Here is a 25,906-nt window from a genome sequence, read left to right as displayed (position 1 = left end):
GCACGTGCGACAGGTGGGGGAGTTGGCAATGGCGGCGTTTTCGGTGGCGGGATCGGCGGTGGCGGGCTTTGGCCTGATCGGTCGCAAGCCCCTGGCGGTGGCAGTTTGGGCCTTGGTGATCGCACTGCTGCTGTTCCTGCCCAGCCTGGGCATGGTCGGGGCGATGGGGCCCCAGTTCATCGATCTGATCGAGGTGGCGGCCAGGAGCGGCGCCCAGGGCGGCAGTCCTGATCCCGCCATGGTGGAGCGGGTCACGCGCATGCAGTCCGGGATGATGGCCTTCAACCTGATCAGCTGGATCGGGGGAACGGCTGTTCGAGCGCTGATCTGTGCGGCGATCTTCCGGGCGGTGCTGACGCCGGCCGACTCGCGCCTTGCCTATCTGAGGGTCGGGGCCCAGGAGCTCTGGCTAACCTTGCTGTTTCTGGTCGAGACGGTGCTGGCCGCCATCGCCATCGGGGTGGGCGTGTTGCTGGTGATCCTGGCCGCCGCCGCCGCCGGCTTTGCGACCGGCATGGGTGCCAAGGGCGACGAGGCGGCCGGGGTGGTGACGGCGCTTTGGGTCGGCGGGGTCGGCTATGCGGCCTTGATGTGCGTCGTGATCTGGGTGGCCCTGCGGCTGTCCATGGCTGCGCCCATGACCTTCGCCCAGCGCGAGTTTCGCCTGTTTGAGTCGTGGTCACTGACCGCAGGACGCAGCGGGGCGCTGCTGGGCGTCGGGGTGTTGCTGGTCGTCATCCTGCTGGTGTTCCAGATCGTGGTGGGCGGCCTGGCGGCGGGCGGCGGCCTGATCTTCGCCGCCGGGGCGGGCGTCTTCAACGATCCCCAGCGGATCGAGGCGTTCTTCCATCAGCCGCCGTCGACCTGGCTGGCGGTGCTGTGGCCGTGGCTGCTGGTCGGGGGGCTGGCCTGGGCGATCCTGGCCTCTGTCGTCATGACGATCTTCTGCGCGCCGTGGGCGGCGATCTACAAAGCCCTGACGGCCCCGGACCCGGTGTCCCAGGATGTCTCGCCAAGCCCCGCTTTGCCGTCGTAAACTCCTCGCCTGTCCCCGCGACTCGCGTTGTCGCGGCGGTTTTCGAGGGGATCAGCGGATGACGGATGGATCGGTCGCGATCGGAGCGACCGTTCGGGCGGGGTTGTCGGGCCTGGGGTCGGCCCTGCGCGCCGGCTGGCTGGCCCTTTCGGTCGCCGTCCTGCTGGGCCTGACCGGCCGACTGCTGCCGCAAGGGCTGGATGTACTGGCCGGGCCGATCGAGCTGATCGCCATGGTCGTGGCCGGCGGCGCTGTCTATCGCCGGGCCTTCCAGCGCCCATCGGGCGTGATCGGACTGCGCTGGGGCGTCGATGAATGGCGACTGCTGGCGACCCAGCTCTTGAAAGTCGTCATCTTCCTGGTGATCCTTTCGGTCCTGGCCCTCGTTATTGCCGCCGTGACCATCGGCGTGGCCCGCATCAGCCTGCCAGGCTTTGATGCGACCTCGCCCGACGGCTGGCGCGCGGCCCTGGCCAATGCGGGCGTCGGTGGTTTCGTGGTGGGGCTGGTGCCCCTGCTGAGCCTGGCCATGCTGGTGTGGCTGGCCGCGCGGCTGTCGCTGTCAGGGCCCGCCACGGTGGAGCAGGGCGGCGTCCGGGTGCTGAGCAGCTTTTACCTGACCCGAGGCATAGCGCCCCAGCTTCTGGCCGCCGGCTTCATCCTGGCCTTGCCGCTGATCCTGCTGGGCGCAGCGTTTACAGCGCTGGGGCCGCACGCCGGACCGGGCCTGGACCTCGTGCGGGCTGTTGTCTCGGCCCTGACCACCTATCTCTATCTGGCTCCGGTCTGGGCTGTGGCCCTGGCTTACGTCTACAGACGCCGCCGCTCGCCGGATGCGCCGCTTTCGCAGGACGCCTGAATGACCGCGTTGTCGCCGACCAGGGCCGCGTTCGAAGGCTTTAGGATCATGCGCCGGCAGCCCCTTGTGGTGCTGGCCTGGGCCGTTTTTTCGTTGGTCGCACTGCCGCTGCTGGGCCTGCTGGTCAAGGTCGGGCTGGACGAGCAGCAGCGCGCCAAACTGGCCCTACGCTCGGGCTCGGCCGACCCGCGCGAGATCCTCGACATGGTCTCGCAGCTGGGCGGCGTTATGATCCTGCTGATCGTGCTGGCCCTGGTGCTGGGGGCCATGCTGGCGGCGGCGATCATGCGGGCGGTGTTGCAACCCGAGCAGCGGGCCTTTGCCTATCTGCGCGTCGGTCGCGAAGACCTGCGGCTGCTGGTCGTTTCGCTGATCAGCTGGGCTGCTGCCCTGATGGTGACAGTGATCCCGGGCGGCATCGTGGCCCTGGCGACAGCCTTGCTCGCGGGCACAGCGGCCGGTGGCTGGGTCGGCTTTCTGGGCGGACTGACGGTGATGGGTCTTTCGATCTGGGTGGCGGTGCGGCTGTCAATGCTGGCTCCCCACACCTTCATGGTCGGCCACATCGACCCCCGCGCGGCCTGGCTGCTGACCCATGGCCTGTTCTGGCGGCTGCTGGCGATGGTGGTGATCGTCATCCTTTCATGCATCGCGATCCAGATCCTGGGCTCCACGGTGACGAGCATCGTTATTGCGGTGATCGGTGGCGGGCTTGAGGACGACCTTCCCAGCGGCGTCGGAAACCCGCGCGTCATCCTGGCCCTGCTGGCCAATCTGTTGCTGGCTCCCGTCTTCCTGACCCTGCAGGCGGTGATCGTCACCGCCGCGCCGGCCGCCGCATACCGGCAGCTGACGCGGGGCGAGTCTCTGGCGGTCTAGGCTGTCGCGCTGGGCCGGGTGCCGACGCGCTCGCGCCAGGCGGTCAGGTGCGGGGCGTCGTCGCTCGGGATCTCCAGGCCGGTAAAGACGGCGAAGTCGATCGTGGTCTGGGCCACGATATCGGCTATCGAATAGGTCTCGCCGGCGAGAAACGCCCGGCCGTCGGCCAGTTCACGGTCCAGCCAGCGCAGCACCCGGGTCACCGCCTCGCGGTTGGACTCGCCAAAGTCCGTATACTGGGTCAGCAGGGCCGCCGTCAGGGGATGGGCGTGGCGCCAGAACATGCCGACCGGCGTCATCAACTGGAACTCGATCCTGCGGACCCACATGTCGATCCGGGCCTGCTCCAGGGCGCTGGTGCCAAACAGCGGCGGCTGCGGATGCAGCGCCTCCAGATAGCGGCAGATCGAGACGCTCTCGCTGATCGTGGTTCCATCGTCCAGCTCCAGGGTCGGTACCTGGCCCAGGCTGTTGCGGGCCTTGTGCTCGGGCGACTTGTGGCCACCCTGGCGCATGCCGATCCGGATCTCGGGCAGGTCGACGCCCTTCTCGGCCAGGAAGATCCGCACCCGGCGCGGATTGGGCGCGGGGTTGGCTTCGCCATAGAGCTTCATCATCGACCTCCCGGACAGGCGACGCTGACGGTCGCTTTCAAACAGATGTTAGAGGTCTGGGTGGGGTGTGCAAGCCAGGTTGCTGCGGGTTCGATTTCGCCGATCGGCCCCTGTTGCGGCGGCGCGAAGCTTGTTAGGCGTTAACCCAAGTCAATTCCCCAGCCTTTGAGGCCCGCATGTCCAAGTTTTCCGCCTCAGACGCCGCCTTTGTCGGCTTCCGGCTCGTGCGAGAGCATCCCCGGACCGTGGCGGTGTGGGCTGTGGCCATGACGTTGCTGTCGCTTGCGGTCAGCGCCCTGACCATCAAGCTGGCCGGACCGCAACTGGCCGAGTTCATGGCGATGAATGCCCAGAGCAACCCCTCGCCGGAAGCCCTGCTTGAGATGATGGGGGGGCTGGCCCCGATGATGATGTTTTCGCTGGTCTACAGCCTGGCGCTCTATTCGGTGATGCTGGCGGCGCTCAACCGGATGATCCTGCGACCGGCTGACGGACGCAACGCCTTCCTGCGCCTGGGCGCTGACGAGGGCCGGCAGGCCCTTACGCTGGTTCTGGTCAACCTGCTGATGTTGGGCGTCTATTTTTGCGGCGTGCTGGTCTCTGCGGTGCTGCTCGCTGTCGGGGTCGCGGCAGGTGGCCCTGTCGCAGGTCTGCTGGGACTGGTCGGCTTTATCGGCCTGGCCTGCCTGATGATCTACATCGCCGTGCGGCTTTCCTTCGCCTCGGCCATCACCTTCGACACCGGCAAGGTGTCGGTCATGGGGTCCTGGGCGATGACCAAGGGCCATGTCGGGGCGCTGCTCGGCGCCTATCTGCTGGCCGCTGTGATGGCGGTGATCGTCTATCTTCTGATCATGACCATCATCGCGGCGGTCGGAGCCATTGTGTCCGGCGGTATCAGCGGCCTGAGCGGTCTGTTCGAGCCGGACATGAGTTCTCTGCAGGCCTTCTTTACCCCGGTCGGCCTGGTTCGCGCCGCGTTCGCCGGCCTGGTCTCGGTCCTGACGACGCTGATCCTGTTTTCACCCGCCCCGACGATCTACAGGATCCTCAAGGCGGATGGAGTCCCGGTGCCAGTGTCGGACGCCGACGTTTAGGCTCTAAGGCGCACAACACCTTGTCATCCCGGAAGCCTCGCAGAGGCTGTACGGGACCCAGGGGCCAACGCAAAGCAACAACCTTGGGTCCCGGCTCTCCCGCCCTGCGGGCCTCCGGCCGGGATGACAGGTCTTGTGTTGGCGATCGCCTGGCTTTCTACGCCCGCTTGCTCTTCTTCAGCTCGGCCACCCGCGCCTTGCGGCGCTCTTCGTGGCGGTCGAGCACGTCCTTCAGATAGCGGCCGGTCCACGAGGCCTCGACCTTGGCCACGTCCTGGGGGGAGCCCACGGCGACGATCTCGCCGCCGCCGTCGCCACCTTCGGGACCGAAGTCCAGCAGCCAGTCGGCGGTCTTCACCACGTCGAGGTTATGCTCGATGACGACCACGGTATTGCCCTGGTCGACCAGCTCATGCAGCACTTCCAGCAGCTTTCGGGTGTCCTCGAAGTGCAGGCCGGTGGTGGGCTCATCCAGGATGTAGAGCGTGCGGCCGGTGGCGCGCTTGCTCAGTTCCTTTGACAGTTTCACGCGCTGGGCCTCGCCGCCCGACAGGGTCGTCGCCGACTGGCCGACCTTCACATAGGTCAGGCCCACGCGCTTCAGCGTCTCCATCTTGTCGCGGATCGGCGGCACGGCCTTGAAGAAGTCGGCCGCCTCCTCGACGGTCATGTCCAGGACCTCGGCGATGGTCTTGCCCTTGAACAGGATGTCGAGGGTCTCGCGGTTGTAGCGCTTGCCCTTGCAGATATCGCAGGTGACGTAGACGTCGGGCAGGAAGTGCATCTCGATCTTGATCAGGCCATCGCCCTGGCAGGCCTCGCAGCGGCCGCCCTTGACGTTGAAGCTGAAGCGGCCGGGGCCATAGCCGCGCGCCTTGCTTTCCGGCAGCTGGGCGAACCAGTCGCGGATCGGACCAAAGGCACCGGTATAGGTGGCCGGGTTCGAGCGCGGCGTGCGGCCGATGGGCGACTGGTCGATGTCGATGACCTTGTCGAAGTTCTCCAGCCCTTCGATGCGCTCGTGCGGGGCCGGGGCGTCGCTGGCATTGTTCAGCCGACGGGCGGCGGCCTTGTAGAGGGTCTCGATGGTGAAGGTCGACTTGCCGCCACCGGAAACGCCGGTGATGCAGGTGAAGGTGCCGATGGGGATCTCGCCGGTCACGCCCTTGAGGTTGTTGCCGGTGGCCCCGATGACCTTCAGCATCTTCTTCTTGTTGATCGGGCGGCGCTCCTGCGGCACCTCGATCTCGCGCGCGCCGGTCAGGTACTGGCCGGTGATGCTGTCGGGATTGGCCATGATGTCGGCCGGCTTGCCCTGGGCGATGATCTGGCCGCCATGCACCCCGGCCGCCGGACCCATGTCGATGACATGGTCGGCGGTCATGATGGCTTCCTCGTCGTGCTCGACGACGAGTACGGAGTTGCCCAGATCGCGCAGGCCCTGCAGCGACTGCAACAGGCGGGTGTTGTCGCGCTGGTGCAGGCCGATCGACGGCTCGTCCAGCACATAGAGCACGCCGGTCAGGCCCGAGCCGATCTGGCTGGCCAGGCGGATGCGCTGGCTCTCGCCGCCCGACAACGTGCCCGAGCCGCGTGAGAGGTTCAGATAGTCCAGCCCCACATCGACCAGGAACCGCAGGCGGTCATTGATTTCCTTCAGGATCCGCCGGGCGATTTCCATCTGCTTGTCGGTGAACTGGCCCTCCAGCCCGGCGAACCAGTCCTTGGCCGGACGGATGGCCAACTGAGAGACCTGGGCGATATCCATACCCGCGATCTTCACCGCCAGGGCCTCAGGCTTCAGGCGCTTGCCGTGGCAGACCTCGCAGGGGGTGTCGGACTGGTAGCGGCCCAGTTCTTCCCGAACCCAGGCGCTGTCGGTCTCGCGCCAGCGGCGTTCGAGGTTGGGCAACACGCCCTCAAACGGCTTGTCGACCTCGTATTTGCGGGCATTGTCGTCATAGACGAACTTGATCTTCTGGCCCTTGGACCCGAACAGGACCACGTCGCGGGCCGTGGCCGGCAGCTTGTGCCAGGGCTCATCCATCGAGAAGCCATAGTGCCGGGCCAGGGCTTGCAGGGTCTGGGTATAGAGCGGCGAGGGGCCCTTGGCCCACGGCGCCACCGCGCCCTTGTGCAGGCTCTTGTCCTTGTCGGGGATCACCATGTCGGCGTCGAAGGCCAGCTTGGCGCCCAGGCCGTCGCAGGCCGGGCAGGCGCCCGCCGGATTGTTGAACGAGAACAGCCGCGGCTCGATCTCGGCGATGGTGAAACCGCTGACCGGACAGGCGAAGCGCTCGGAGAACAGCAGCCGGCGCGGTTCCTTCTCGCCCTCGGCGATTGTCGCCCACTCGGCCACGGCCAGGCCGTCGGCCAGTCGCAGGGCCTGCTCGATGGAGTCGGCCAGCCGCTGCTCCATGTCGGGCTTGGTGACGATGCGGTCCACGACCACGTCGATGTCGTGCTTGAACTTCTTGTCCAGCGCCGGGGCGTCTTCGATGGGGTAGTATTCGCCGTCGATCTTCAGCCGCTGGAAGCCGGCCTTCTGCCACTCGGCGATCTCCTTCTTGTACTCGCCCTTGCGGTCGCGCACGACCGGGGCCAGCAGATAGAGGCGCGTGCCCTCGGGCAGGACGGTGATCTTGTCGACCATCTGGCTGATGGTCTGGCTCTCGATGGGCAGACCCGTCGCGGGCGAATAGGGCGTGCCGACCCGCGCCCACAAAAGGCGCATATAGTCGTGGATCTCGGTGACCGTGCCGACGGTCGAGCGCGGGTTCCTCGACGTCGTCTTCTGCTCGATCGAGATGGCCGGCGACAGGCCCTCGATCAGGTCGACGTCCGGCTTGCTCATCAGCTCCAGGAACTGGCGCGCATAGGCCGACAGGCTCTCGACATAGCGCCTTTGGCCCTCGGCATAGATGGTGTCGAACGCCAGCGAGCTCTTGCCCGAGCCCGACAGCCCGGTCAGCACCACCAGCTCGCCGCGTGGAATATCGACGCTGACGTCTTTCAGATTGTGCTCGCGGGCACCGCGCACGCGGATGAAGTTCAGTTGTTCAGCCATGATGTCCGGAACGCATGTGGCTGCGGGGAGGGTGCAGCGCAGCGGCTATATGTAGGGCTCGGCACGCCGATTAACACAAGAACAAGTTGGGAACAAATGTCGCATGCGCCCGGCGGCGTGGGCTGCTGACAGCAGGTGTCAGCAGGGGAGGGGCTCCGGCGCTGGCGTTTGCAACAGGGTTCACGCCGGTTAACCGCCTTCGGAAGCGCCATCTTCAGCCCCGCCCGCTCTAATCGCCTCCAACGGAGAGCGCGATGAGCAAGGCGGCCAAGGCCCCCGCGAGCGGGAAGGCGGACAAGGGCAAGAAGGTCAAGGGTCCAAAGCCCCGCTCGGCCGAGAAGGACTTCTGGACCTTCACGATCGGCGTCGGTTCGCTGATCTATGTGCTGGTGACCACGGTTCCCAACTAGCGACACCTTACAGATCTCCATTTTGCCCCGTTCCCCCATAACGCGGACGGGCAGGGGAAAGACGTGAGTGGTCCGCCTCACGCGGCGTATCCCCATACCTACCGTCATTCCCGCCCTTGTGGCGGGAACCCCTGCTTCAGCTTGCACGTGAAGTGCCAGCGAAGTGCGCGCGCACTTCGCCCCTTCCGCACCTGCGGCGGTACGAGAGGTTCCCGCCACAAGGGCGGGAATGACGGCGATCTATTGGACTGGCGCCCACACCTTCGCTCCGAAGGGGGCCCTCCCGAAACCCCACGGCGAGATGATCGCCGAACAGGCCTGTCCTGTCCGGCACGCTGGCCTGCGTGAGATTTAAGGATGTGCGCGACGCGGATCAGCCGGTTTGACCACCGCGCCCAGGGTGTGGACCTGCATCTGCTGGATCACCCCGTCCTGCGGCGCGGTCAGCACGGTGAGGCCCGCCCTGTCGCTGGCCTTGGTCAGTTCCTCGCCGCGCAGTCGGCGGCTGGCCTGCGGCCTCGCCTCAGGCCTTCTTGTTCAGCGTGATCGCCGTGCCGCTGGACACCGGGTTGTTCATCCGCGCGCCGGCGCCATAGCCCGAGGCCGGAGCGCGCTGGTTGGCGATCTCTTCGGCGACGGCCTTGACCAGGCCTTCGGTGACGGTCTTGGCGGCGTTCAGGGCGCGGGCCTGGCGGGCCAGCACGGCGTCGAAGGCTTCGGTGGCGCGGATCAGGCGCTGGCGCAGGGCCGGATCGGCGCCGGAGACCAGGGCGATATTGGCCCGCACCCGCGCCGACTCGTAGCGGTAGAGATTGGCCAGTTTTGCCGTTTCCTCGACATACTGGGCCGCCTCCTGCGGGCGGTGGGTTTCGAAGGCATTGGCCTCCTTGGCGATCAGGTCGGTCAGGCGCTCGGTCAGCAGCACCAGCTGGTCGACGCGGTCATTGGGATCATTGGCGGCAAGGGCCATGGTCTAGTCCTTCAAGCCTTGGAGTTTGAGCATTTCGCGCTGGACACTGGAGGCCAGGCCCACCCCGCCGGCCTTGGTGACTTCCTTGGCCATGGCCTCGGTCAGCAGGGACTTGAACATGTCCTCGGCCTGGCCGCCGCCGAACGGCTCGGAGGTCTTCACCCCCTCGAACATCGACTGCATCATCACCGACAGGAACGAGGCCTCGAACTTGTTGGCGGTTTCCTTGATCTGGCCGCGCTTGGCCAGTTCAGCGGCCGACATCGGTCCGGTCGCCGAGGCCTGCAGGCCGGTGATCGGCGGGGCGGTGAGGGCCAGGGGGGTAGAGGTCAGGGCGCTCATCACATCACCTCGATGTCGGCTTGCAGGGCGCCGGCGGCCTTCACCGCCTGCAGGATCGAGATCATGTCGCGCGGGGTCACGCCCAGGGCGTTGAGGCCGCCGACCAGGCTCTTCAGCGACGCCCCGGCTTCGAGCGTGATCAACTGCTTGCCCTTCTCCTCCTCGACATTGACGGTCGACTGGGGAACCACGGCGGTCTGGCCCTGGCTGAAGGGGGCGGGCTGGCTGACGGCCGGGCTTTCCTGCACCGAGATGGTCAGGTTGCCCTGGGCGATGGCCACCTTGCTGATGCGCACATGGTCGCCCATGACGATGACGCCGGCCACCTCGTCGATGATCACCTTGGCCGGACCGTCGGGCTCGACTTCCAGGTTCTCGATGGCGGTGATGAAGCTGATCATGTCCATGCCGGCCGGCGGGCGAACGGCGACGATGGTCGGGTTCTGGGCCTGGGCGCTGCGGGGATAGCGGCCGTTGATGGCGTCAGCGATCCGGCGCGAGGTGGTGAAGTCGGGATTGCGCAGGGTCATGCGCAGCTCGCCCATCTCGACCATCTGGAAATTGGTCTCTTTTTCAATGATGCCGCCGGCGGCGATCCGGCCGGCTGTGGGCACGCCCTTGGAGACCGACGACCCGGAGGCCCCGCCGGCCGAGACCGAGCCGGTCTGGACGCTGCCCTGCGCCACCGCATAGGTCTGGCCGTCGGCGCCCTGCAGGCTGGTGACCAGCAGGGTGCCGCCCAGCAGGCTCTTGGCGTCGCCCAGGGTCGAGACCGTGACATCGACCTTGGCACCCGGCGCGGCGAACGGCGGCAGGTTGGCCGTGACGATCACCGAGGCGACGTTCTTGGTGTTGAGATTGGCGTCGCGCACATTGACGCCCTGGCGTTCCAGCATGGCCTCAAGGCTCTGCTTGGTCATCGGCGCGTTGCGCAGGCTGTCTCCGGTGCCGTTCAGGCCCACGACGAAGCCGTAGCCGATCAGATGGTTGTCGCGCACGCCCTCGAAGGCGACGATGTCCTTGATCCGCGAGGTGGCAAAGGCCGGGCCGGCGACCAGGGCGCAGGCCGTCGCGAAGACGGCGAGAACGGAGCGGAGGCGTAAACGCGACATGGCTATCCTGCAGCGGGAAGACATTCCCGGTCTGCCCCATGCCAAAAGCGGGCCAAACTCAAAGGCTTGAGTCTAAAGGCTTTGTGCGTTTTGACGCAGGCCCGCCGGCGCCTTTCGGCAGAATTTGCCCGGCATTAACCATACCGCAAGCGCCCGGCGAGATTATGAAAGGGCGGCGAGGGACGTGACTCGTCGAACGGATTGGAGCATGCGTTCCTCATGAAGGTTTCGAGCACGGGAGGCGTGGGCGCGAGCGGCGCATCGCGGGCGAAGTCCTCGGGCGGCGCGTCGGGTTTCTCGCTGCCGTCAGTGGGCGGCGCCAGCGGCGCGGCCAGCACGGCCTCGGTCGGCGGACTGGCGGGCGTGGGCTCGCTGGGCGCGCTTCTGGCCCTGCAGGCCAATGGCGACCCGCTGGAGCGCAAGCGCCGTCAGGTCAAGCGCGCCGACGCCATCCTTGATATCCTGGGCGAGGTGAAGCTGGCCCTGCTGGACGGCGACGTTTCGGCCGGCACGCTGGATCGCCTGACCCGCGCCATCCGCGAGCAGCGCGAATCGACCGACGACCCGCGTCTGGACGGGGTGCTCAACGAGATCGAAACCCGGGCTGCGGTCGAAAAAGCCAAGCTCGAACAGGCCCGGGGCGCCTGATGCGCGGCGCGGCTTTCACAACCCTGCGTGGGCAGGATGTCGCCAGTAAATTCAAGATGTTGCGGGCGATGATCTCGCTGGCTTCACCGTCTGTCGCCGGCCGTGTTCGGCGTGGATTTCGCATGCCGGGCGAGGCTGAACGCGCCGCTCACGCGAGGTTCATTGAACGCGGCTATTGTTTTGGTATAAGCACCCGGCCTGACCAGGGCTGAGTTCATCGGGGCGTGAGGCGTTAATGCAAACGGCCACTGTTCTAGTCGATACCAAGAGCTATCGTCCTTCCGAGGGCGAAGAGTTCATGAACCCGCGTCAGCTTGAGTATTTCAAGGGCAAGCTGAACGAGTGGAAAGAGGAGATCCTTCGCGAATCCCGCGAAACGGTCGCCCATCTCCAGAAAGAAACCGAAAATCACGCCGATCTGGCCGATCGCGCGTCTTCGGAAACCGACCGGGCGCTTGAACTGCGCACCCGCGATCGCCAACGCAAGCTGATCTCCAAGATCGACCAGGCCCTGCGCCGCGTCGAGGACGGCTCGTACGGCTATTGCGAGGAAACGGGCGAACCCATCGGCCTGGCCCGACTGGAAGCCCGTCCGACAGCCACCCTGAGCCTCGAAGCCCAGGAACGCCACGAACGCCGCGAACGCGTCCACCGCGACGACTAACGGCCTTCACCGGCTTATGTGTTTTCAAGCGGCCTCGCGCGAAAGCCCGGGGCCGCTTTTGTTTGGGCGGCGAGGGTATTTGCCGACTTTCGCCGCTGAGCGGGCCCAAGATGCTCCCCCTCTGGGGGAGCTGTCGCGGAGCGACTGAGGGGGGCATCTGGGCGAACGCCGCGCTGCCCCCTCCGGCCCTCCGGGCCACCTCCCCCAGAGGTGGAGGATCTGGCAGTGTTAGTCTTGCACCCTTGGCGGGCACTCATAAGGTCGGCTAGCGTAAGCCCGCGCTATGGCGGTGAGCCTTTCGCAACAGGGCCAAAATGACCGATCTGTTCCGCTTCAAGTGTGTAGGTTGCGAAGAATGGCACGAAGGCATGCCGGGCTTCAGCGCCGAGGCCCCCCTCTATTATTACGGCGTTCCGGAGGACGAGCGCGAAACGCGTTGCCAGCTGTCGTCCGACATGTGCGTCATTGATGGCGCTCATTTTTTCGTTCGTGGTTGCATAGAACTGCCTGTTGAAGGCGTCGCCGATCCGTTCATTTGGGGCGTGTGGGTCTCGCTCAGCCGCGAGAGTTTTGAGGAGTTTGACGCACTCTTCGATTGCCAGCTTAGAGCGCCGAATGGCCCCTTTTTCGGCTGGCTATCGGCAGCGGTTATGACATATCCCGACACCGAGAACTTGAAGGCGAAGGTACATCTGAGGGACGGAGGTCAGCGGCCTTACATCGAACTTGAGCCGACCGACCATCCGCTCGCCGTTGAGCAACGGAACGGGATTACCGTAGAGCGTGTCGCGGAGCTCTATGCAGCCTACATGCACTAAGGCGCGCGGTCAGCTCACTATCCTGAACAGCCCTTTACAGCCCCCGTCCTACCTCACCACATCGTCTGCGCCGCCCGCTGCGGCCACTCGCGGTCATAGCCTTCGCCGCCCACCTCGCCGGCCGTGACGGCGGCGAGCATGGCACCGGGGGAGGGGATCGAGGCGGGATCAACCTGGCTTTCGGCCTTCCAGAGGCCCGAGCGGGCGATGGCCCGGGCGCACTGGAAATAGGCCTCCTCGACGGTGATCACCATGACCGTGCGCGGGGCGGCACCGTCGATGGCGAAGCTGTCCAGCAGGTCGGGATCGTTGCTGAGCACCGCGCGGCCGTTGACGCGGAAGGTGGTGCCCGAGCCGGGGATCAGGAACAGCAGGGCTACGCGCGGGTCGCGGATCACGTTGCGCAGGCTGTCGATGCGGTTGTTGCCGCGCCGGTCGGGCAGGAGCAGGGTCCTGGGGTCGGCCACCCGCACAAAGCCGGGCCGGTCGCCGCGCGGGCTGCAATCCAGGCCCTCGGGTCCCGTCGTGGCCAGGGCGACGAAGGGCGAGGCCTCGATCAGTTGGCGGTAATGGGGCGTGATGTGGCTGGAAACCTTGGCCATGGCAGCCGCGGCCGGCTCTGCTGAATAGAGCGCTTCCAGAGCCTCCAGGCTGTCGATGGTCGTCATGCCTCGCTCCCCTGTTGTGACCTGCCATCAGGTTAGGGGGCGGCGGCCTTCGGCGAAAGCCGCTTTACGAGGCGAAGGCCCGGGCGCAGGCCTCGGCCAGGCGGCGCGGCGAGATCGGCTTGCCCACCACCGGTGGCTCGCGGCCCAGCAGAAGGTCGGAGTTGCCGGTGACGTAGATCACGGGAATCGCGCCCAGGCGTCGATGGATGGCTTCGACCGCCTCGACGCCGGTGCCGCCCACGATACGATAGTCGGCGGTGATCAGATCCGGGCGGCGGGCGAGCGCGAGCGCGAGGGCGTCTTCCGGACAATCGGCGATGTCAAAGCTCGTGAAGCCCTGTTCAGCCAGCAGGGCTTCTACCTCGAAGGCGATCAAGATCTCGTCCTCGATGATCAGCGCATGTCGGGTCTTTATGTGCACGGTCATTTGCCGCAGCCTTCTTTTTCGTCCCTTGATGATTTCAGCGCTGACATAGAGCTTCACGCTAGTCGCTTTTTCGTGATGTTGCAGGTGCTCACAGGCTCAAATCGCGCAGAATCCGTGGTCAAGGCAGACGCGGTTCGCCGGCTCGACTGAAAACAGACTGGATTTCCCGATTTTCCGCGAGTTGCGAGCCGCCATCGACAGGCAACCATTGCGCGACGTTCTGGTTGGGTAGACTATTCGCGCCGTCCTGGCCGGGAAGATCTGCCTCCACTCAAATCGGGTTCGCCCGCGCGGGGTTTGCGGTTTTCCGCATGCTCCGAACAACCTGTAGAGGCGACGCGGTGGGCCAATCCGCGCTATGCAGACAAAAAAGTCCGCAGGAGCGCCCGCCCATGTCGCAAGACACCCCCGTGATTCCCTCTCCGCTCATTCTGACCGAGAAGCGCGGTCACATCGCCATCCTCACCCTGAACCGTCCGGACGCCATGAACGCCCTGGGCGCGCCGGGCGACGGCGACCAGGTGGCGGCCGCCTGCGAGGCGATCAATGATGACCAGGACATCCGCTGCGTGATCCTGACGGGCGCGGGCCGGGCCTTCTCGGCCGGCGGCGACGTCAAGGCAATGAAGGCCCGCGAGGGCGCGTTCGGCGGCAATGGCGTCAAGGTGCGCGACGGCTATCGCAAGAATATCCACCGCATCGTCCGCGCCATCTACGGCCTGGAGGTCCCGTCGATCGCCGCCGTCAACGGCGCGGCCATCGGCCTGGGCTGCGATGTGGCCTGCATGACCGACATCCGCATCGGGGCCGACACCGCCAAGTTCGGCGTCACCTTCCTGAAGCTGGGTTTGATCCCCGGCGACGGCGGGGCCTGGCTGATGCCGCGCACTATCGGCATGAGCCGCGCCGCCGAGTTGCTGTTCACCGGCGATGTCATCGATGCGGCCAAGGCCGCCGAATGGGGCCTGATCAGCAAGGCCGTGCCGGCCGACACCCTGATGGACGAAGCCATGGCCCTGGCCACTCGCATCGCCGCCCAGCCGCCCCACGCCCTGCGCATGGCCAAGAGCCTGCTCAAGCACGGCACGACCGCCAGCTATGACACCCTGATGGAGATGAGCGCGGCGGCCCAGGCCATCGCCCACCACACCGAGGACCACATGGAGGGCGTCGACGCGATCCTCGAAAAGCGCGCCCCGGTCTTCAAGGGCGCCTGAGGTCATGGGCAAGGAAGCGCGCGGCGTCTGGGGCCACCTGTCGGACGGGGACTGCGAGGGCAAGCTGCTGTGGGAGTTCCCCAAGCTGATCTTTCGCGGGGCCCATCGCGGCATCTATCAGGGCCATGCCCTGCGCTACATCAAGGTTGAGGGCAACGACCTGGTGCTGAACGACGGCACCCGGTTTGAGATGGAGCCGGGCGAGGCCGACAAGTGGCTGCATGCCATCCTCAACCCGCCCGGCCGGCTGGACAAGCTGGGCGTCAAGCCCGGCCAGACGGTGGTTGTGCTGGCGCTTGAGGATGAAGAGTTCCTGGAAGAGCTCTCGGGCCGCGTTGAACCGGTCGAGGCTGACGAGAACATCGACCTGCTGTTCCTGGGCGTCGAGGATCTGGCCGATTTCGACCAGCTGGAAGACCTGATCGGCGGGCTTGGGCCCAAGGGCGCGATCTGGATCGTGGCCCAGAAGGGCAAGGGCGCGCCGTTGAAGGATACCGAGATCCTGACCGCCGCCCGCGAGCAGGGGCTGGTCGACACCAAGGTGTGCAGCTTCTCCAAGACCCATTCGGCCCTGCGGTTTGTGAAGCGCAAGGCCGGGCCGCCGGTCGCCGCCGCGCCTGTCGGCGATGACGACGCCGGCTTCGACGACGAAGACTAAGGGGCGGGGGAGGGGCGATGTTTCCGGTTCGGCGCCAGCGACCCTCCCGCCACCTCGCCCCCTTTGTGAAGGCCTTTGAGGAGCGGGTTCAGCGGCTGGACGCCACGGTGGTGCTGCGGCCCCTGCCGGCCCGCACCGAGCAGTTCCTCGAATTCTATCTGGCCGACCGCTATCGGGTTCGCGAGATCGCCAGCGGGGCGGTCGAGACGGCGCCCGATGCCGTGCTCGTGGGCCTGCAGACCTATCGGCGGGTCGATGTGATGCTGGCCGGGACCCTGCGGCTATTCACCATCCAGTTCACCCCGACCGGCTTTTGCGCCCTGTTCGGCGCGGCGACGGCGGCCCTGACTGATCAGGCCTTTGCCGCCGGTGACGTGCTGGGTCCCGAGGTGGCGCGGATCGCCGAGCGGCTGGAGGCCGCGCCGGATCTGGCCGCGCGGGTCAGGATCGCCCAGGACTGGCTGCTGACCCGGGTTCCGGACGGGCCGCCCGATCCCGTCGCCTGGGCGGCGCAGCGGATGACCGCCCTGCACGGCGGGGTGCGCGTGGCCGATCTGGCGCGGGCCGTCGATCTGGGCGAGCGCCAGTTCGAGCGGCGCTTCACCCGCGCCGTGGGGGTGTCGCCCAAGCGCTATGCCCGGGTGCTGCGCTTTCGCGAGGCCCTGCGCCTGAAGACCGACGGGCTCGAGACCGGCTGGGCCGGCGTCGCCCAGGCCGCCGGCTATGTCGACCAGGCCCACATGATCCACGAGTTCCAGGCCCTGGCCGGCGACACCCCCGAACGCCTGATGGCGGCCATGGCCCCGGCGCGGGAAATCGTGGTGCCGGCTGACGGAAATCTACAATCAGCAGCGGGGCCGTCCCGCTAGCCTGGTCGCAATCTTGACCGGCGGAGTAGGGCAAATGATTGGACGGCGCGGAGTTTTGGCCTTGGGAGGCATGGCGATGACGGGTGTTGCGGGCGGGGCTGAAGCGGCGACTGCCGATGACGGCGTGGTCCAGATCGAGGGGCTGGTGAAGACCCTGATCGCGGCCTGGAATGCGACCGACGCGGACGCCTATGCCGACCACTTCTGGCCGGACGCCAGCTGGGTCAATGTGGTGGGCATGCACTGGCGCGGTCGCGAGCAGGTGGCTTTCGCCCACAGGCTGTTCCTGTCGACCATCTTCAAGGACTGCAAACAGACCCTGGTTTCGACGCAGGCTCGGGCCATCGCGCCGGGCGTCGCCCTGGCCGTGGTGACCATGATCCAGGACGCCTACAAAACGCCCGACGGCAACAGCATGCCCCAGGCCCACGACCGGCTGACCCTGACGGCGGTCAAGCGCGACGGCCGCTGGCTGCTGATCCACGGCCACAACACCATCATCAACCCCCAGGCCGCCAACAATGACCCGGTGCTCCGGATGCCCAAGGGGTAGGGGGGCACGATCGTGACGGTAGTGGCAGGTTTCAGGGCGTTGAATTTGCTGGGGTCTTGGTGGTCCATGCCCGTGCGAGAACGGGGATAGCGCGAATTTCCCTCTCCCAGAGGGAGAGGGCGGGGCCCGCCGCGCAGCGGTGGGAGGGTGAGGGGTTACACCGTGTCCGGACAGGGCAGGATCAAAACGGCGACAGCCGTTCCCCCAAAACGCTCGTCATTCCGAGCCTTTGGCTCGGGAGCCCTGTGTCTTCCGCTACCTGAAGCGCCAGCGAAGTGCGCGCGCACTTCGCCCCTCCTGCACCTGCGGCCGATAAAGGGGTTCCCGCCACAAGGGCGGGAATGACGGGCGTTGGTGGAAGTTGACACTCACCCAGGCCCACACAGCGCCTTAAATCCTTGGAGGCGAGCTTGCTCTGGGTTCAGGCCGTGTCAATGACGGCGCGCCGCGCCGCCGCGCGCGGCCGGCCTCTGGCCGGTCATTGACACGGCCAGACCCCAGAGCTCCAATTCCACCAAGGGTTTCAGGGCGGGGAAGCATCCCGGGGGGATGCTTGTTCTTGGCGGTGTTGGGGGGAATGGGTGCGCTTGGTCTTTATCGACGGACGATTTTCCGTTTGCCGATAAAGAACGTGTGTCGCTGTTTCGGGTGGATCGATTGGCGACCAATCTGGTTCAATGCGTTTGAAGCTGAGAAGGAATTGACGGTGATTGTCGGACAAGCCTTATCCTCAGCCGCCTGCTTTGCTTTCCAGCGATGTTCCCCCGCCTTGATCGGTCGTTGACTGGGATTGGGATTGGGGGAGCGGTGCGTGAGCGCTGGCCTCCAGGGCTGCAATCCCATCGGTTGAGTATCTGGCACCTAATTGGACTGCGATCCGACGAAGAGCGTTGGGCTCCCCACGGATAGCAAGATAACGCTTTGCTTTTTCCGCGAGCCAATCGAAGTCCTTCCAGAGTGTTCCATCTCGGTACGTACGATAGCTGTTTCGCCATTTGGAGTAGGAGCGCAGGCGTTCATGATTGACGACTACCGACGAAGCAAACGCATCAAAGAAGATATTCAATTCAATACGATGGTTGCGAGCCAAGGCTGCTATAAAGCCGAACATGAGCATTACGCTCGATACCGTCGCACGGTCTTCGGACTTCATTTTCGAAAAGTCGCCACCGTGCGCGGCGGCGGGACCTAGCAAGTCACGGAGTCCGAAACGCGCCTCGCGGGCGTCTTTGGCTTGAAGCAGCTCCAATGCCTTGAACGTTGCGTCCATTCGATTACGTTCAGCACCGTGCAAATAGAGAACAACGGTGACGCAGATGCCGATCGTGGCGACTAGTGCTGTCGGATTCTCAACGGCAGCTCGGATAATTTTCTCAACGACAGCTCGGATCATTGGGTGTGCCTTCAGCAAGCAGCGGCGGACATTCTGCCGTGGCTGCCTCTAGTCACGGTTCAAGACTATGGGAATTTTTTTCTTAGGAGTGTCAAGTTGCACTTGAGTGCGTCCTTGTTTTAGAGCCCGGCTCATAGCTGCTCTGCCCTTATTGAACGGGCAGTCGACCGCATGGAGCGCAGCGAAGAATCAGCCCCCCTTACGCCGCCACCCCCACCCGCCGCCGGCCAAACTCCATCACCCCGTCCTCGATCTTGCCCATCCGCAGGGCCAGCAGGTCCAGCGCGTAGTTCTGGTGGACCTTCCACGGGGCCTTGGTGCCCTGTTTGGGGAACTTCTCCATCGCCCGCTGCACATAGCCTGACGAGAAGTCGAGCCACGGCGCATGCTCCATGTCCGGGTCGGTGACGCGCGGGGTGCAGGAGGCCGCGCCGGTGCGGTCCAGGTGATTGAGCAGCCGGCAGACATACTCGCTGGTCAGGTCGGCCTTCAGCGTCCAGGAGGCGTTGGTGTAGCCGAAGGCTGAGGCCATGTTCGGCACGTCGCTGAACATCATGCCCTTGTAGCTCATGGCCTTGGACAGGTCCTGAACCTGGCCGTCGACCACCACCTGCATGTCGCTGAGCAGCTGCATCCGCAGACCCGTGGCGGTGACGATGATGTCGGCGTCCAGGCTGGCTCCCGACTTCAGCTTGATGCCGGTCGGGGTGAAGGTGTCGATATGGTCGGTGACCACCGAGCTGGCACCCGACTTCAGCGAGGCGAACAGGTCGGCGTCGGGCACCAGGCACAGGCGCTGGTCCCAGGGATTGTAGCGCGGCGTGAAATGGGTGGCGATGTCGTAGTCGGGGCCCAGCTCGTCGCGGACCAGGGCCAGCAGGCGTTCCTTGGTCTTTTCCGGGCTCTTGCGGGCCATGTTGAAGAACAGGAGCTGCAGCAGCACGTTCTTCCAGCGGGTGATGCCGTAGGCGGTCATGGCCGGCAGTTTTGCTCGCAGCCAGTTGGCCAGGCCGTCCTCGGCCGGGCGTGACACCACATAGGTGGGCGAGCGCTGCAGCATGGTCACATGCGCCGCCGTCTTGGCCATTTCCGGCACCAGGGTGACGGCGGTGGCGCCGCTGCCGATCACGACGACCGTCTTGCCGGTATAGTCGAGGTCTTCGGGCCACTGCTGGGGATGGACGATGCGGCCCTGGAAGGTGTCGGCACCGGGGAAGTCGGGCATGTAACCGCAGGCATAGTTGTAATAGCCGGCGCACATATAGATGAAGCCGCAGGTGAAGCTGACGCTCCGGCCGTCATGCAGCGCCTCGACCGTCCAGGTGGCGGTGTCGCTGGACCAGCGGGCGGCCTTGACGTGGTGGCCATAGCGGATGTGGCGGTCGATGCCGTGCTCGGCGGCGGTTTCGCGCACATAGTTGAGGATCGAGGGCCCGTCGGCGATGGCCTTGGCGGCCTTCCACGGCTTGAAGCTGTAGCCAAGCGTGTACATGTCGCTGTCCGACCGGATGCCGGGATAGCGGAACAGGTCCCAGGTGCCGCCGATGGCCTCGCGGCCCTCGAGGATGGCGTAGGTCTTGCCGGGGCAGTGGGTTTGCAGGTGCCAGCCCGCGCCGATGCCCGACAGGCCAGCGCCCACCACCAGAACGTCGAAATGTTCGGTTTTCATCGCGTTTTCCGTCCCTGACCGACCTCCGGCTGGTTCCGGAGATTTTTATCTGATCATTGTTCAGGAGGAGACGGCGGTTTCGGGCCAAGGTCAACCTTCGCCGTGTTGCGGCGCGTCGGTTTTCATTGGCGCGGGGCCGGATCGGGGCGTATGCGGTGCAACCATGTCCCTGCGCGACTTCGGCCTGCTGGTCCTGATCTGCTTCGTCTGGGCGAGCAGCAATATCGTCTCCAAGATCGTGGTCGCCCAGTGGGGCGTGCCGCCGCTGTTCTATGCCTGGGTGCGATTTGGCCTGGTGGCCCTGTTGACCTTGCCCTGGCTGCTGCCTGCCCCGCGGCCGCTGTGGCGCGTGCTGCTGGTGGCCCTGCTGATGGGCGGTGGCAATTTCGCCCTGCTGTTCATGGGCTTGAAGACCGCGTCGCCCTCGGCGGCCTCGGTGATCATCCAGCTGGGCGTGCCCTTCACCACCCTGTTGTCGATGCTGATGCTGGGCGAGCGCATCCGCTGGAAGCGCGGTCTGGGCATTGCCCTGACCCTGGCCGGCGCGGTGATCGTCATGTGGAGCCCGACCGGCCTGCATCTTTCGGCCGGCCTTTGGCTGATCGCCGCCGCCGCCTTCACCGGCTCGCTGGGAGCGGTGATGATGAAGCAGGTCGAGGGCGTCGCGCCCCTGCAATTCCAGGCCTGGGTCGGCTTTGCCTCGGTCTGGCCGCTGCTGGCGCTCAGCAGCTTTACCGAGCCCCAGGCGGCAAGCGCCGCACTCCAGGCCGGCTGGCCGTTTGTGGCCGCCGTGGTGTTCTCGGCCCTGATCGTTTCGGTGTTGGGCCACACGGCCTATTACGGACTGATCCAGCGCTATGAAGCCAATCTGATCGCGCCCCTGACCCTGATGACGCCGCTGATGACCATCGGCCTGGGCGTGCTGATCACCCATGATCATTTCGATCTGCGGATGGCTGTCGGCGCGGCCCTGGCTTTGCTAGGCGTTCTGATCATCGCCCTGCGCAAGAACCAGGTGATGCCGCTGCTGATGTCGATCCGGAACCGTATTCAATGAGCCTGCCCCTCATCGAGGCCCCGTCGCCCAATTTCGACGCCCGCAAGGCGATCCCCGACTGCGTGATCCTGCACTATACCGGCATGGAGACGGGCGAGGGCGCGATCGAGCGGCTGCGTGACCCGGAGGCCAAGGTCTCGGCCCACTATGTGGTCGAGGAAGACGGCCGCATCTTCCGCCTGGTGGCCGAGGAGCGCCGTGCCTGGCACGCCGGGGCGGCCTTCTGGAAGGGCGTCAAGGACATCAACTCGGCCTCGATCGGCATCGAGATCGTCAATCCGGGCCACGAGTTCGGCTATCGCGCCTTTCCCGACGCGCAGATTGCGTCGGTGATCAACCTGCTGGCCGACATCCGTTCGCGCTGGATGATCTCGGACTCGCGTATTCTGGGCCATTCCGACATCGCCCCGGCCCGCAAGATTGATCCGGGCGAGCTCTTCCCGTGGAAGCGTCTCGCGGAATCCGGCCACGGCCTGTGGATCGAGCCGCCGCCGTCGCCCGGCGCGCCGCTGGGCGTGGGCGAGGAGGGCACGGGGGTCTTCGCCCTGCAGGCCGGCCTGACCCGCCTGGGCTATGACTGCGCCCCGACCGGCAAGTATGACGACTGGACCGCCACCGTGGTCGGCGCCTTCCAGCGCCACTGGCTGCAAAGCCGCTTCGACGGCATCGCCGACGGCGAGACCCGCGCCCGGCTGGTGGGGCTGCTGCGGGCGGGCGACTGATGCACCCGGCGCGAGCGTTCAAGGTCGAGGATCGCGACACCCTGCTCGCCTTCCTGCGCCAGCATCCGTTCATGACCCTGGCCGCGTCGGTCGGCGACCGCCCCATGGTGGCCCAGGCCCCGGCTGTGGTGCGCCAGATCGAGGGCGAGCTGGTCATCGACTTCCACCTGTCGCGCGGCAACCTCCTGGCGCCGCATCTGGTCCAGGGCTTTCGCGCCGTCGCCCTGGCCACCGGCCCCGACGCCTATGTCAGCCCCGACTGGTACGAGAGCGCCGACCAGGTGCCGACCTGGAACTATCTCTCCGTCGAGGCCGAGGGCTCGGTGGCGGTGCTGGACGAGGCCGGCCTGATCGCCCAGCTTGACGACCTGTCAGAGCAGGAAGAGGCGCGCCTGGCGCCCAAGCCGCTCTGGACCCGCCACAAGATGACCCCCGGCAAGTTCGAGGCGATGCTGCGCGGCATCATCGGCGGCCGTCTGTTCGTCGACCGCTTGGAGGGGACCTTCAAGCTGTCGCAGAACAAGAGCCAGGCCGATCGGCTGGGCGCGGCCGAGGGGCTGGGCGAGCATCCGCTGGCGGGGTCGATGCGGGGCAACACACCCTAATCCGCTCTTCCCGGCGAAAGCCGGGACCCAGATCGAACCCAGAGGCGTGCATGGCTCTGCAAGGCCGATGGCGCGTCATCCCCAGACGCTCAGGCTGAATCTGGGCCCCGGCCTTCGCCGGGCAGAGCGGATGTAAGTTGACGTTGGGGGTTTGCCCCGTCAAACACCGTCCCGGACCAGACGGTCGGGCGGTCGCGGTCCTCGCAAGAGGGTCGAGGAAAGTCCGGGCTCCACGGTGACAAGGCGGTGGGTAACGCCCACCGGGAGCGATCCCAGGGACAGCGCCACAGAAAGCAAACCTCCTCCCTACGGGGCGGGAAGGGTGAAAGGGTGGGGTAAGAGCCCACCGCGGACCTGGCGACAGGGACGGCATGGCAAGCCCCGCCTGGAGCAAGACCGAATAGGGACCCCGCGCCGACCTCGCGTCGGATAGGCCGTCACTGGCTGAGAAGGGTCCGGGTAGGTCGCGAGAACCGTCCAGCAATGGGCGGTCCAGAGGAATGATCGTCGCGCTCTTGGCCTTCGGGGCAAGGGTGGCACAGAACCCGGCTTATAGACCGTCTGGTCCGTCTGGCTCGCTCTCGGCAACGAGGGCGAGCTTGGCCTTGCCGCAGGTTGCGCTAGGGTGAGCCGCTCACGCCCCGCGCGTCGGGCGCAGCGGGGCAGTGATGGCGGAAGAAACCCTGGAACAGCGGCAGGCGCGCTGGTGGCGCGAGTGGTTTGCTGAGGACTACAGCTGGGACGGGCTGGCGGGGAAGACCATCCGGGGCGGCGGCCAATTCGGTGAGGTGACGCTGCAGGATTACTGGAGGCATGACCCGATTACGGGCCATGTCCGCAGCGACGCGGTCATGAGACGCACGGGCGAACTGGTCGAGCTTGATGGCAGTTGGTGGCATCTGGCCCACCTGCCGCCGCGCGGGCGTGATGGGGCGGAAAGCTGGAAGGCTGGTCTGGAGGCGGTGGAATGGAGCGCCTTAAAAGCCCTGCTGACGGCGCGGCTGACGGTGGCAATTGAGATGCCTGGGGCGTTTGGATACGAGGGCGAGGACTACATCTGGGTGCCGGAAGGCCACGACGGCCGGGCGCTTTGGGACGGGGCCGTGCTTGGGTCTAGCCTCGTCCGCCCTCAAGCTGGGGAAGGCCTCGTGTCTTTGTCTTGTCGCCGAACGGCCTTTATGGGCGATGGCGATTTTCGAGAGGCCATATTCGGCAAGGGTGCCGATTTTGGCTGCGCCACCTTCTCAGGCGACGCCAGCTTCAACGGCGCTACCTACTCAGGCGACGTCAGCTTCGCCAGAACAATCTTCTCAAGCGACGCCAGCTTCAGCGGCACCACCTACTCAGGCGACGCCAGCTTCGCCAGCACAATCTTCTCAGGCTACGCCAGCTTCAACAGCGCCGCCTTTTCAGGCAACGCCCGCTTCGACAGCGCAATCGTCTCAGGCTATGCTAGTTTCATCAGCGCCGCTTTCTCAGGCAACGCTAGCTTCGGCAGCGCAACCTTCCTGGGCGACTCCCGCTTCGACAGCGCAACCTTCTCAGGCGACAGCCGCTTCAGAAGCGCCACCTTCTCAGGCAACGCTAGCTTCGGCAGCGCAACCTTCTTGCGCGATGTCGACTTCTACAGCGCAACTTTCTCAGGCTACACCAGCTTCGGCAGTGCAACCTTCGCTAGCTACGTCCGCTTCCGCAGCGTAACCTTGTTGCGCAACGCCGGCTTCGACAACGCTACCTTCTCAGGCAACGCTACCTTCGACAGCACAACCTTCTTGGGCGACGCCCGCTTCGACAACGCAACCTTCTCAAGCGAAGCCGACTTCGACGACGCAGCCTTCTCAGCCTACGCCAGCTTCGGCAGCGCAGCCTTCTCAGGTTACGCCAGCTTCGACCGCGCAACCTTCAAATACGCCAGCTTCGGCAGCGCAACCTTCTCAGGCGACGCCCGGTTCAAAAGCGCAACCTTCTCAGGCGACGCCCGCTTCGGCAGTGCCACCTTCTCAAAAGAGGCCCGTTTCGACAGCGCAACTTTCTCAGGCATCGCCGATTTCGACAGCGCAACCTTATCAGGCGACGCCCGGTTCGACAGCGCAACCTTCAAAGACGCCCGCTTCGGCAGCTTAACCTTCTCACATGAGGCCCGTTTCGACAGCGCAACCTTCTCAGGCATCGCTGATTTCGACGGCGCGACCTTCTCAGGCGACACCCGCTTCGACAGCGCAACCTTCAAATACGCTCGCTTCGGCAGCGCAACCTTCTCAGGCGACGCCCGTTTCGACAGCGCAACCTTCAAATACGCCCGCTTCGGCAGCGCAACCTTCTCAGGCGTAGCCCGTTTCGAGAGTGCAACCTTCTTAGGCGACGCCAGCTTCTACAGCGCAACTTTCGAAAAGAGGGTTTGGTTTACAGGCCGGTTCTCGGGTCCCGTGAGCTTTGAGGAAGCTCTGTTTAAGAGTTCCGTTCGCTTCAGCGCGGCGATTGACTGGCCGGACCGGCACTTCGCGGGCGCTTTCCACAAGACCCAATTCATGGCCCTCGCGGATTTTTCCGATGCGGTGGGGCCAGATCAGGGCGGGCGGCTGGCGGCGGCCTTCGTCGAGACTCAGTTCGAGAAGGCCATACTGCTGACCGATGGGCAGGATCTTGCGGCGCGTGCCTATTTTCGCGAGCAGATCTGGCCGGCTGTATCGCTGGGGAAACAGCTCCGGCGTTGGCAGAAGGCCCGTCGCGTCCGCATGGCGGCGCTTAGAGGGCTTCTGACCTTTCGTTCCAATTCCCTTTGGTTTCGCCGGCTAAGGCGGCGCCTTGTGAAGCCCTGGATGCTGGTAGGGGGCAGCCGCAAGGACGTCGGCCGTAATGCACGCCTTCGCCAACTGGAAGCCGGCAGCCGAGCGCTCAAGATCGCCATGGGCAAGGCCCAGGATGAGTTGCGCATGCAGCGCTATTATCGCTTTCAGCTTCGGGCGCGGCTGGCGCGCAGCGATGTCGACCTCTGGGAAAAGGGCTTCGGCGCCGCCTATGGGCTGCTGTCCGACCTGGGCTCCAGCCTTTGGCGGCCCTTGGCGGCCCTGATGCTGCTGACGGCGGTTTGCGGCTATCTCTATGCGGTGTGGGGCGCGTCTCTGGTGACCGGGCGGTTTACGCCGCTGGTGACGCAGAGCTTTGCCTTTGAAGGGCAGGGGGTGGCGCTGTCGGCCCTCAAGCCGTTTTCGACCATCGAGGCGCCGAAGCCGAAGGTGGCTTTGCCTGAAACGCCCCAGCCGCCTCAGGCGGCGGGATCATCGAAGATCTCCACGGGCACTGTCCCCCAAACCCTGATCGAGGTCTTGACCCACAATCCCGCGATCTTGCTGGGGCTGCGTGTGGCCACCATGGTGCAGGTGATTGTCTCCACCCTGCTGCTCTTCCTGTTCGGCCTGGCAGTGAAGCGGCGTTTCCAGATCAGCTAGAGCAAGTCGCGTTTAGTCGGAATCGACTCTCGACTCCGCTCTTCCCCGCGAAAGCGGCGATCCAAGCCGTGTGCCCGGTAAACGCTCCGCTAGAGCGGGTTGC

At 65.7% G+C, this 25,906-nt stretch carries 25 protein-coding genes and 1 other RNA gene; 17 read left to right on the top strand and 9 right to left on the bottom strand.

Annotated elements, in window-relative coordinates; translation table 11 throughout:
* Nucleotides 1-28: 28 nt before the first annotated feature.
* The 3 genes from ACW179_RS20185 to ACW179_RS20175 are packed head-to-tail and all read left to right on the top strand — an operon-like array spanning nucleotide 29 to nucleotide 2,774.
* Complete coding sequence (locus tag ACW179_RS20185) at nucleotides 29-1,036, top strand: hypothetical protein (RefSeq protein ID WP_492061464.1); 1,008 nt, start codon at nucleotides 29-31, stop codon at nucleotides 1,034-1,036.
* A gap of 58 nt (nucleotides 1,037-1,094) precedes the next feature.
* The gene (locus ACW179_RS20180; protein WP_492061463.1) at nucleotides 1,095-1,895 is read left to right on the top strand and encodes a hypothetical protein; all 801 of its coding nucleotides are present in this window, start codon (nucleotides 1,095-1,097) and stop codon (nucleotides 1,893-1,895) included.
* A gap of 48 nt (nucleotides 1,896-1,943) precedes the next feature.
* Nucleotides 1,944-2,774, top strand: a complete 831-nt coding sequence (locus ACW179_RS20175; protein WP_492061461.1) for a hypothetical protein — start codon at nucleotides 1,944-1,946, stop codon at nucleotides 2,772-2,774.
* On the opposite strand, the gene ACW179_RS20170 is transcribed toward ACW179_RS20175, so the two are convergent.
* Nucleotides 2,771-3,388: a glutathione S-transferase family protein gene (locus ACW179_RS20170; RefSeq protein ID WP_492061459.1), complete on the bottom strand. Its 618-nt coding sequence runs from the start codon at nucleotides 3,386-3,388 to the stop codon at nucleotides 2,771-2,773. The two genes, ACW179_RS20175 and ACW179_RS20170, sit on opposite strands and share 4 nt — an antisense overlap.
* Nucleotides 3,389-3,564: 176 nt before the next feature.
* On the opposite strand from ACW179_RS20170, the gene ACW179_RS20165 reads away from it, so the two are divergent.
* Nucleotides 3,565-4,485, top strand: a complete 921-nt coding sequence (locus ACW179_RS20165) for a hypothetical protein (RefSeq protein WP_492061458.1) — start codon at nucleotides 3,565-3,567, stop codon at nucleotides 4,483-4,485.
* A 157-nt stretch (nucleotides 4,486-4,642) separates the two neighbouring features.
* Here ACW179_RS20165 and uvrA read toward each other — a convergent pair whose 3' ends face one another.
* The gene (gene uvrA, locus ACW179_RS20160) at nucleotides 4,643-7,552 is read right to left on the bottom strand and encodes an excinuclease ABC subunit UvrA (RefSeq protein WP_492061456.1); all 2,910 of its coding nucleotides are present in this window, start codon (nucleotides 7,550-7,552) and stop codon (nucleotides 4,643-4,645) included.
* Nucleotides 7,553-7,806: 254 nt separating this feature from the next.
* Between uvrA and ACW179_RS20155 the strand changes: the two genes are divergently transcribed.
* Nucleotides 7,807-7,962 carry a hypothetical protein gene (locus ACW179_RS20155; protein ID WP_492061454.1) on the top strand — a complete coding sequence of 52 codons (156 nt, stop codon included), beginning with the start codon at nucleotides 7,807-7,809 and terminating at the stop codon, nucleotides 7,960-7,962.
* Between the two features lie 523 nt (nucleotides 7,963-8,485).
* On the opposite strand, the gene ACW179_RS20150 is transcribed toward ACW179_RS20155, so the two are convergent.
* Genes ACW179_RS20150 through ACW179_RS20140 form a run of 3 tightly spaced genes read right to left on the bottom strand, consistent with a single transcriptional unit; the run spans nucleotide 8,486 to nucleotide 10,386 of the window.
* Nucleotides 8,486-8,932: a flagellar basal body protein gene (locus ACW179_RS20150; RefSeq protein ID WP_492061452.1), complete on the bottom strand. Its 447-nt coding sequence runs from the start codon at nucleotides 8,930-8,932 to the stop codon at nucleotides 8,486-8,488.
* A gap of 3 nt (nucleotides 8,933-8,935) precedes the next feature.
* Nucleotides 8,936-9,274 (bottom strand): rod-binding protein, encoded by a 339-nt coding sequence (locus ACW179_RS20145; RefSeq protein ID WP_492061450.1) that lies wholly within the window; start codon nucleotides 9,272-9,274, stop codon nucleotides 8,936-8,938.
* Nucleotides 9,274-10,386 carry a flagellar basal body P-ring protein FlgI gene (locus tag ACW179_RS20140; RefSeq protein ID WP_492061448.1) on the bottom strand — a complete coding sequence of 371 codons (1,113 nt, stop codon included), beginning with the start codon at nucleotides 10,384-10,386 and terminating at the stop codon, nucleotides 9,274-9,276. The genes ACW179_RS20145 and ACW179_RS20140 overlap by 1 nt, the downstream gene beginning before the upstream one ends.
* Nucleotides 10,387-10,605: 219 nt before the next feature.
* On the opposite strand from ACW179_RS20140, the gene fliX reads away from it, so the two are divergent.
* The 3 genes from fliX to ACW179_RS20125 all read left to right on the top strand — a co-directional run bounded on the left by fliX (nucleotide 10,606) and on the right by ACW179_RS20125 (nucleotide 12,516).
* A complete protein-coding gene (gene fliX / locus ACW179_RS20135) occupies nucleotides 10,606-11,034 on the top strand; it encodes a flagellar assembly regulator FliX (protein WP_492061446.1) in 429 nt (142 codons plus the stop codon).
* A 235-nt stretch (nucleotides 11,035-11,269) separates the two neighbouring features.
* Entirely contained in the window at nucleotides 11,270-11,698 is a 429-nt protein-coding gene (gene dksA, locus ACW179_RS20130) for an RNA polymerase-binding protein DksA (RefSeq protein WP_492061445.1), read from the top strand.
* A 314-nt stretch (nucleotides 11,699-12,012) separates the two neighbouring features.
* Complete coding sequence (locus ACW179_RS20125) at nucleotides 12,013-12,516, top strand: DUF2199 domain-containing protein (protein WP_492061443.1); 504 nt, start codon at nucleotides 12,013-12,015, stop codon at nucleotides 12,514-12,516.
* Nucleotides 12,517-12,569: 53 nt separating this feature from the next.
* On the opposite strand, the gene ACW179_RS20120 is transcribed toward ACW179_RS20125, so the two are convergent.
* The gene (locus ACW179_RS20120) at nucleotides 12,570-13,184 is read right to left on the bottom strand and encodes a pyridoxamine 5'-phosphate oxidase family protein (protein WP_492061441.1); all 615 of its coding nucleotides are present in this window, start codon (nucleotides 13,182-13,184) and stop codon (nucleotides 12,570-12,572) included.
* A gap of 64 nt (nucleotides 13,185-13,248) precedes the next feature.
* On the bottom strand, nucleotides 13,249-13,611 hold the full coding sequence (locus tag ACW179_RS20115; RefSeq protein ID WP_492064361.1) for a response regulator: 363 nt from the start codon (nucleotides 13,609-13,611) through the stop codon (nucleotides 13,249-13,251).
* 392 nt (nucleotides 13,612-14,003) lie between these two features.
* Here ACW179_RS20115 and ACW179_RS20110 point away from each other — a divergent pair, with 392 nt between their 5' ends.
* Genes ACW179_RS20110 through ACW179_RS20095 form a run of 4 tightly spaced genes read left to right on the top strand, consistent with a single transcriptional unit; the run spans nucleotide 14,004 to nucleotide 16,908 of the window.
* Complete coding sequence (locus tag ACW179_RS20110; RefSeq protein ID WP_492061440.1) at nucleotides 14,004-14,828, top strand: crotonase/enoyl-CoA hydratase family protein; 825 nt, start codon at nucleotides 14,004-14,006, stop codon at nucleotides 14,826-14,828.
* Nucleotides 14,829-14,832: 4 nt separating this feature from the next.
* Nucleotides 14,833-15,486 (top strand): DUF3052 domain-containing protein, encoded by a 654-nt coding sequence (locus ACW179_RS20105; protein ID WP_492061438.1) that lies wholly within the window; start codon nucleotides 14,833-14,835, stop codon nucleotides 15,484-15,486.
* A 17-nt stretch (nucleotides 15,487-15,503) separates the two neighbouring features.
* Nucleotides 15,504-16,355, top strand: a complete 852-nt coding sequence (locus ACW179_RS20100) for a helix-turn-helix domain-containing protein (RefSeq protein WP_492061436.1) — start codon at nucleotides 15,504-15,506, stop codon at nucleotides 16,353-16,355.
* Nucleotides 16,356-16,389: 34 nt separating this feature from the next.
* Nucleotides 16,390-16,908 (top strand): SgcJ/EcaC family oxidoreductase, encoded by a 519-nt coding sequence (locus ACW179_RS20095; RefSeq protein ID WP_492061435.1) that lies wholly within the window; start codon nucleotides 16,390-16,392, stop codon nucleotides 16,906-16,908.
* 730 nt (nucleotides 16,909-17,638) lie between these two features.
* Here the strand turns inward: ACW179_RS20095 and ACW179_RS20090 are convergent.
* Nucleotides 17,639-18,301: a DUF4760 domain-containing protein gene (locus tag ACW179_RS20090; RefSeq protein WP_492061434.1), complete on the bottom strand. Its 663-nt coding sequence runs from the start codon at nucleotides 18,299-18,301 to the stop codon at nucleotides 17,639-17,641.
* 199 nt (nucleotides 18,302-18,500) lie between these two features.
* On the bottom strand, nucleotides 18,501-19,970 hold the full coding sequence (locus tag ACW179_RS20085; protein ID WP_492061432.1) for a flavin-containing monooxygenase: 1,470 nt from the start codon (nucleotides 19,968-19,970) through the stop codon (nucleotides 18,501-18,503).
* A 163-nt stretch (nucleotides 19,971-20,133) separates the two neighbouring features.
* Between ACW179_RS20085 and ACW179_RS20080 the strand changes: the two genes are divergently transcribed.
* The 5 genes from ACW179_RS20080 (at nucleotide 20,134) to ACW179_RS20060 (ending at nucleotide 25,803) form a co-directional block, all read left to right on the top strand.
* On the top strand, nucleotides 20,134-21,027 hold the full coding sequence (locus ACW179_RS20080) for a DMT family transporter (RefSeq protein WP_492061431.1): 894 nt from the start codon (nucleotides 20,134-20,136) through the stop codon (nucleotides 21,025-21,027).
* Nucleotides 21,024-21,749, top strand: a complete 726-nt coding sequence (locus ACW179_RS20075) for an N-acetylmuramoyl-L-alanine amidase (RefSeq protein ID WP_492061429.1) — start codon at nucleotides 21,024-21,026, stop codon at nucleotides 21,747-21,749. Before ACW179_RS20080 ends, ACW179_RS20075 begins: the two co-directional genes overlap by 4 nt.
* Entirely contained in the window at nucleotides 21,749-22,354 is a 606-nt protein-coding gene (locus ACW179_RS20070; protein WP_492061427.1) for an FMN-binding negative transcriptional regulator, read from the top strand. Before ACW179_RS20075 ends, ACW179_RS20070 begins: the two co-directional genes overlap by 1 nt.
* Nucleotides 22,355-22,530: 176 nt before the next feature.
* Nucleotides 22,531-22,923, top strand: an RNA gene (gene rnpB, locus ACW179_RS20065) — RNase P RNA component class A.
* 99 nt (nucleotides 22,924-23,022) lie between these two features.
* Entirely contained in the window at nucleotides 23,023-25,803 is a 2,781-nt protein-coding gene (locus tag ACW179_RS20060) for a pentapeptide repeat-containing protein (protein WP_492061426.1), read from the top strand.
* The last annotated feature ends 103 nt before the right edge of the window (nucleotides 25,804-25,906 follow it).

This window comes from Caulobacter sp. AVps18, from assembly GCF_058681425.1.
Note: the sequence above shows the minus strand (reverse complement) of the source record. Positions and strands in the feature narration are given on the sequence as shown.

Excerpts from the sequence above, each read along its gene's own strand:
- ACW179_RS20125 (WP_492061443.1), top strand. The coding sequence starts at position 12,013 with ATGACCGATCTGTTCCGCTTCAAGTGTGTAGGTTGCGAAGAATGGCAC.
- ACW179_RS20155 (WP_492061454.1), top strand. The coding sequence starts at position 7,807 with ATGAGCAAGGCGGCCAAGGCCCCCGCGAGCGGGAAGGCGGACAAGGGC.
- ACW179_RS20115 (WP_492064361.1), bottom strand. The coding sequence starts at position 13,611 with ATGACCGTGCACATAAAGACCCGACATGCGCTGATCATCGAGGACGAG.
- ACW179_RS20080 (WP_492061431.1), top strand. The coding sequence starts at position 20,134 with ATGTCCCTGCGCGACTTCGGCCTGCTGGTCCTGATCTGCTTCGTCTGG.
- ACW179_RS20110 (WP_492061440.1), top strand. The coding sequence starts at position 14,004 with ATGTCGCAAGACACCCCCGTGATTCCCTCTCCGCTCATTCTGACCGAG.
- ACW179_RS20165 (WP_492061458.1), top strand. The coding sequence starts at position 3,565 with ATGTCCAAGTTTTCCGCCTCAGACGCCGCCTTTGTCGGCTTCCGGCTC.
- ACW179_RS20150 (WP_492061452.1), bottom strand. The coding sequence starts at position 8,932 with ATGGCCCTTGCCGCCAATGATCCCAATGACCGCGTCGACCAGCTGGTG.
- dksA (WP_492061445.1), top strand. The coding sequence starts at position 11,270 with ATGCAAACGGCCACTGTTCTAGTCGATACCAAGAGCTATCGTCCTTCC.
- ACW179_RS20095 (WP_492061435.1), top strand. The coding sequence starts at position 16,390 with ATGATTGGACGGCGCGGAGTTTTGGCCTTGGGAGGCATGGCGATGACG.
- ACW179_RS20075 (WP_492061429.1), top strand. The coding sequence starts at position 21,024 with ATGAGCCTGCCCCTCATCGAGGCCCCGTCGCCCAATTTCGACGCCCGC.
- ACW179_RS20185 (WP_492061464.1), top strand. The coding sequence starts at position 29 with ATGGCGGCGTTTTCGGTGGCGGGATCGGCGGTGGCGGGCTTTGGCCTG.
- ACW179_RS20105 (WP_492061438.1), top strand. The coding sequence starts at position 14,833 with ATGGGCAAGGAAGCGCGCGGCGTCTGGGGCCACCTGTCGGACGGGGAC.
- ACW179_RS20085 (WP_492061432.1), bottom strand. The coding sequence starts at position 19,970 with ATGAAAACCGAACATTTCGACGTTCTGGTGGTGGGCGCTGGCCTGTCG.
- ACW179_RS20170 (WP_492061459.1), bottom strand. The coding sequence starts at position 3,388 with ATGAAGCTCTATGGCGAAGCCAACCCCGCGCCCAATCCGCGCCGGGTG.
- ACW179_RS20180 (WP_492061463.1), top strand. The coding sequence starts at position 1,095 with ATGACGGATGGATCGGTCGCGATCGGAGCGACCGTTCGGGCGGGGTTG.
- ACW179_RS20120 (WP_492061441.1), bottom strand. The coding sequence starts at position 13,184 with ATGACGACCATCGACAGCCTGGAGGCTCTGGAAGCGCTCTATTCAGCA.
- ACW179_RS20145 (WP_492061450.1), bottom strand. The coding sequence starts at position 9,274 with ATGAGCGCCCTGACCTCTACCCCCCTGGCCCTCACCGCCCCGCCGATC.
- ACW179_RS20140 (WP_492061448.1), bottom strand. The coding sequence starts at position 10,386 with ATGTCGCGTTTACGCCTCCGCTCCGTTCTCGCCGTCTTCGCGACGGCC.
- uvrA (WP_492061456.1), bottom strand. The coding sequence starts at position 7,552 with ATGGCTGAACAACTGAACTTCATCCGCGTGCGCGGTGCCCGCGAGCAC.
- ACW179_RS20070 (WP_492061427.1), top strand. The coding sequence starts at position 21,749 with ATGCACCCGGCGCGAGCGTTCAAGGTCGAGGATCGCGACACCCTGCTC.
- ACW179_RS20060 (WP_492061426.1), top strand. The coding sequence starts at position 23,023 with ATGGCGGAAGAAACCCTGGAACAGCGGCAGGCGCGCTGGTGGCGCGAG.
- ACW179_RS20090 (WP_492061434.1), bottom strand. The coding sequence starts at position 18,301 with ATGATCCGAGCTGTCGTTGAGAAAATTATCCGAGCTGCCGTTGAGAAT.
- ACW179_RS20100 (WP_492061436.1), top strand. The coding sequence starts at position 15,504 with ATGTTTCCGGTTCGGCGCCAGCGACCCTCCCGCCACCTCGCCCCCTTT.
- ACW179_RS20175 (WP_492061461.1), top strand. The coding sequence starts at position 1,944 with ATGCGCCGGCAGCCCCTTGTGGTGCTGGCCTGGGCCGTTTTTTCGTTG.
- fliX (WP_492061446.1), top strand. The coding sequence starts at position 10,606 with ATGAAGGTTTCGAGCACGGGAGGCGTGGGCGCGAGCGGCGCATCGCGG.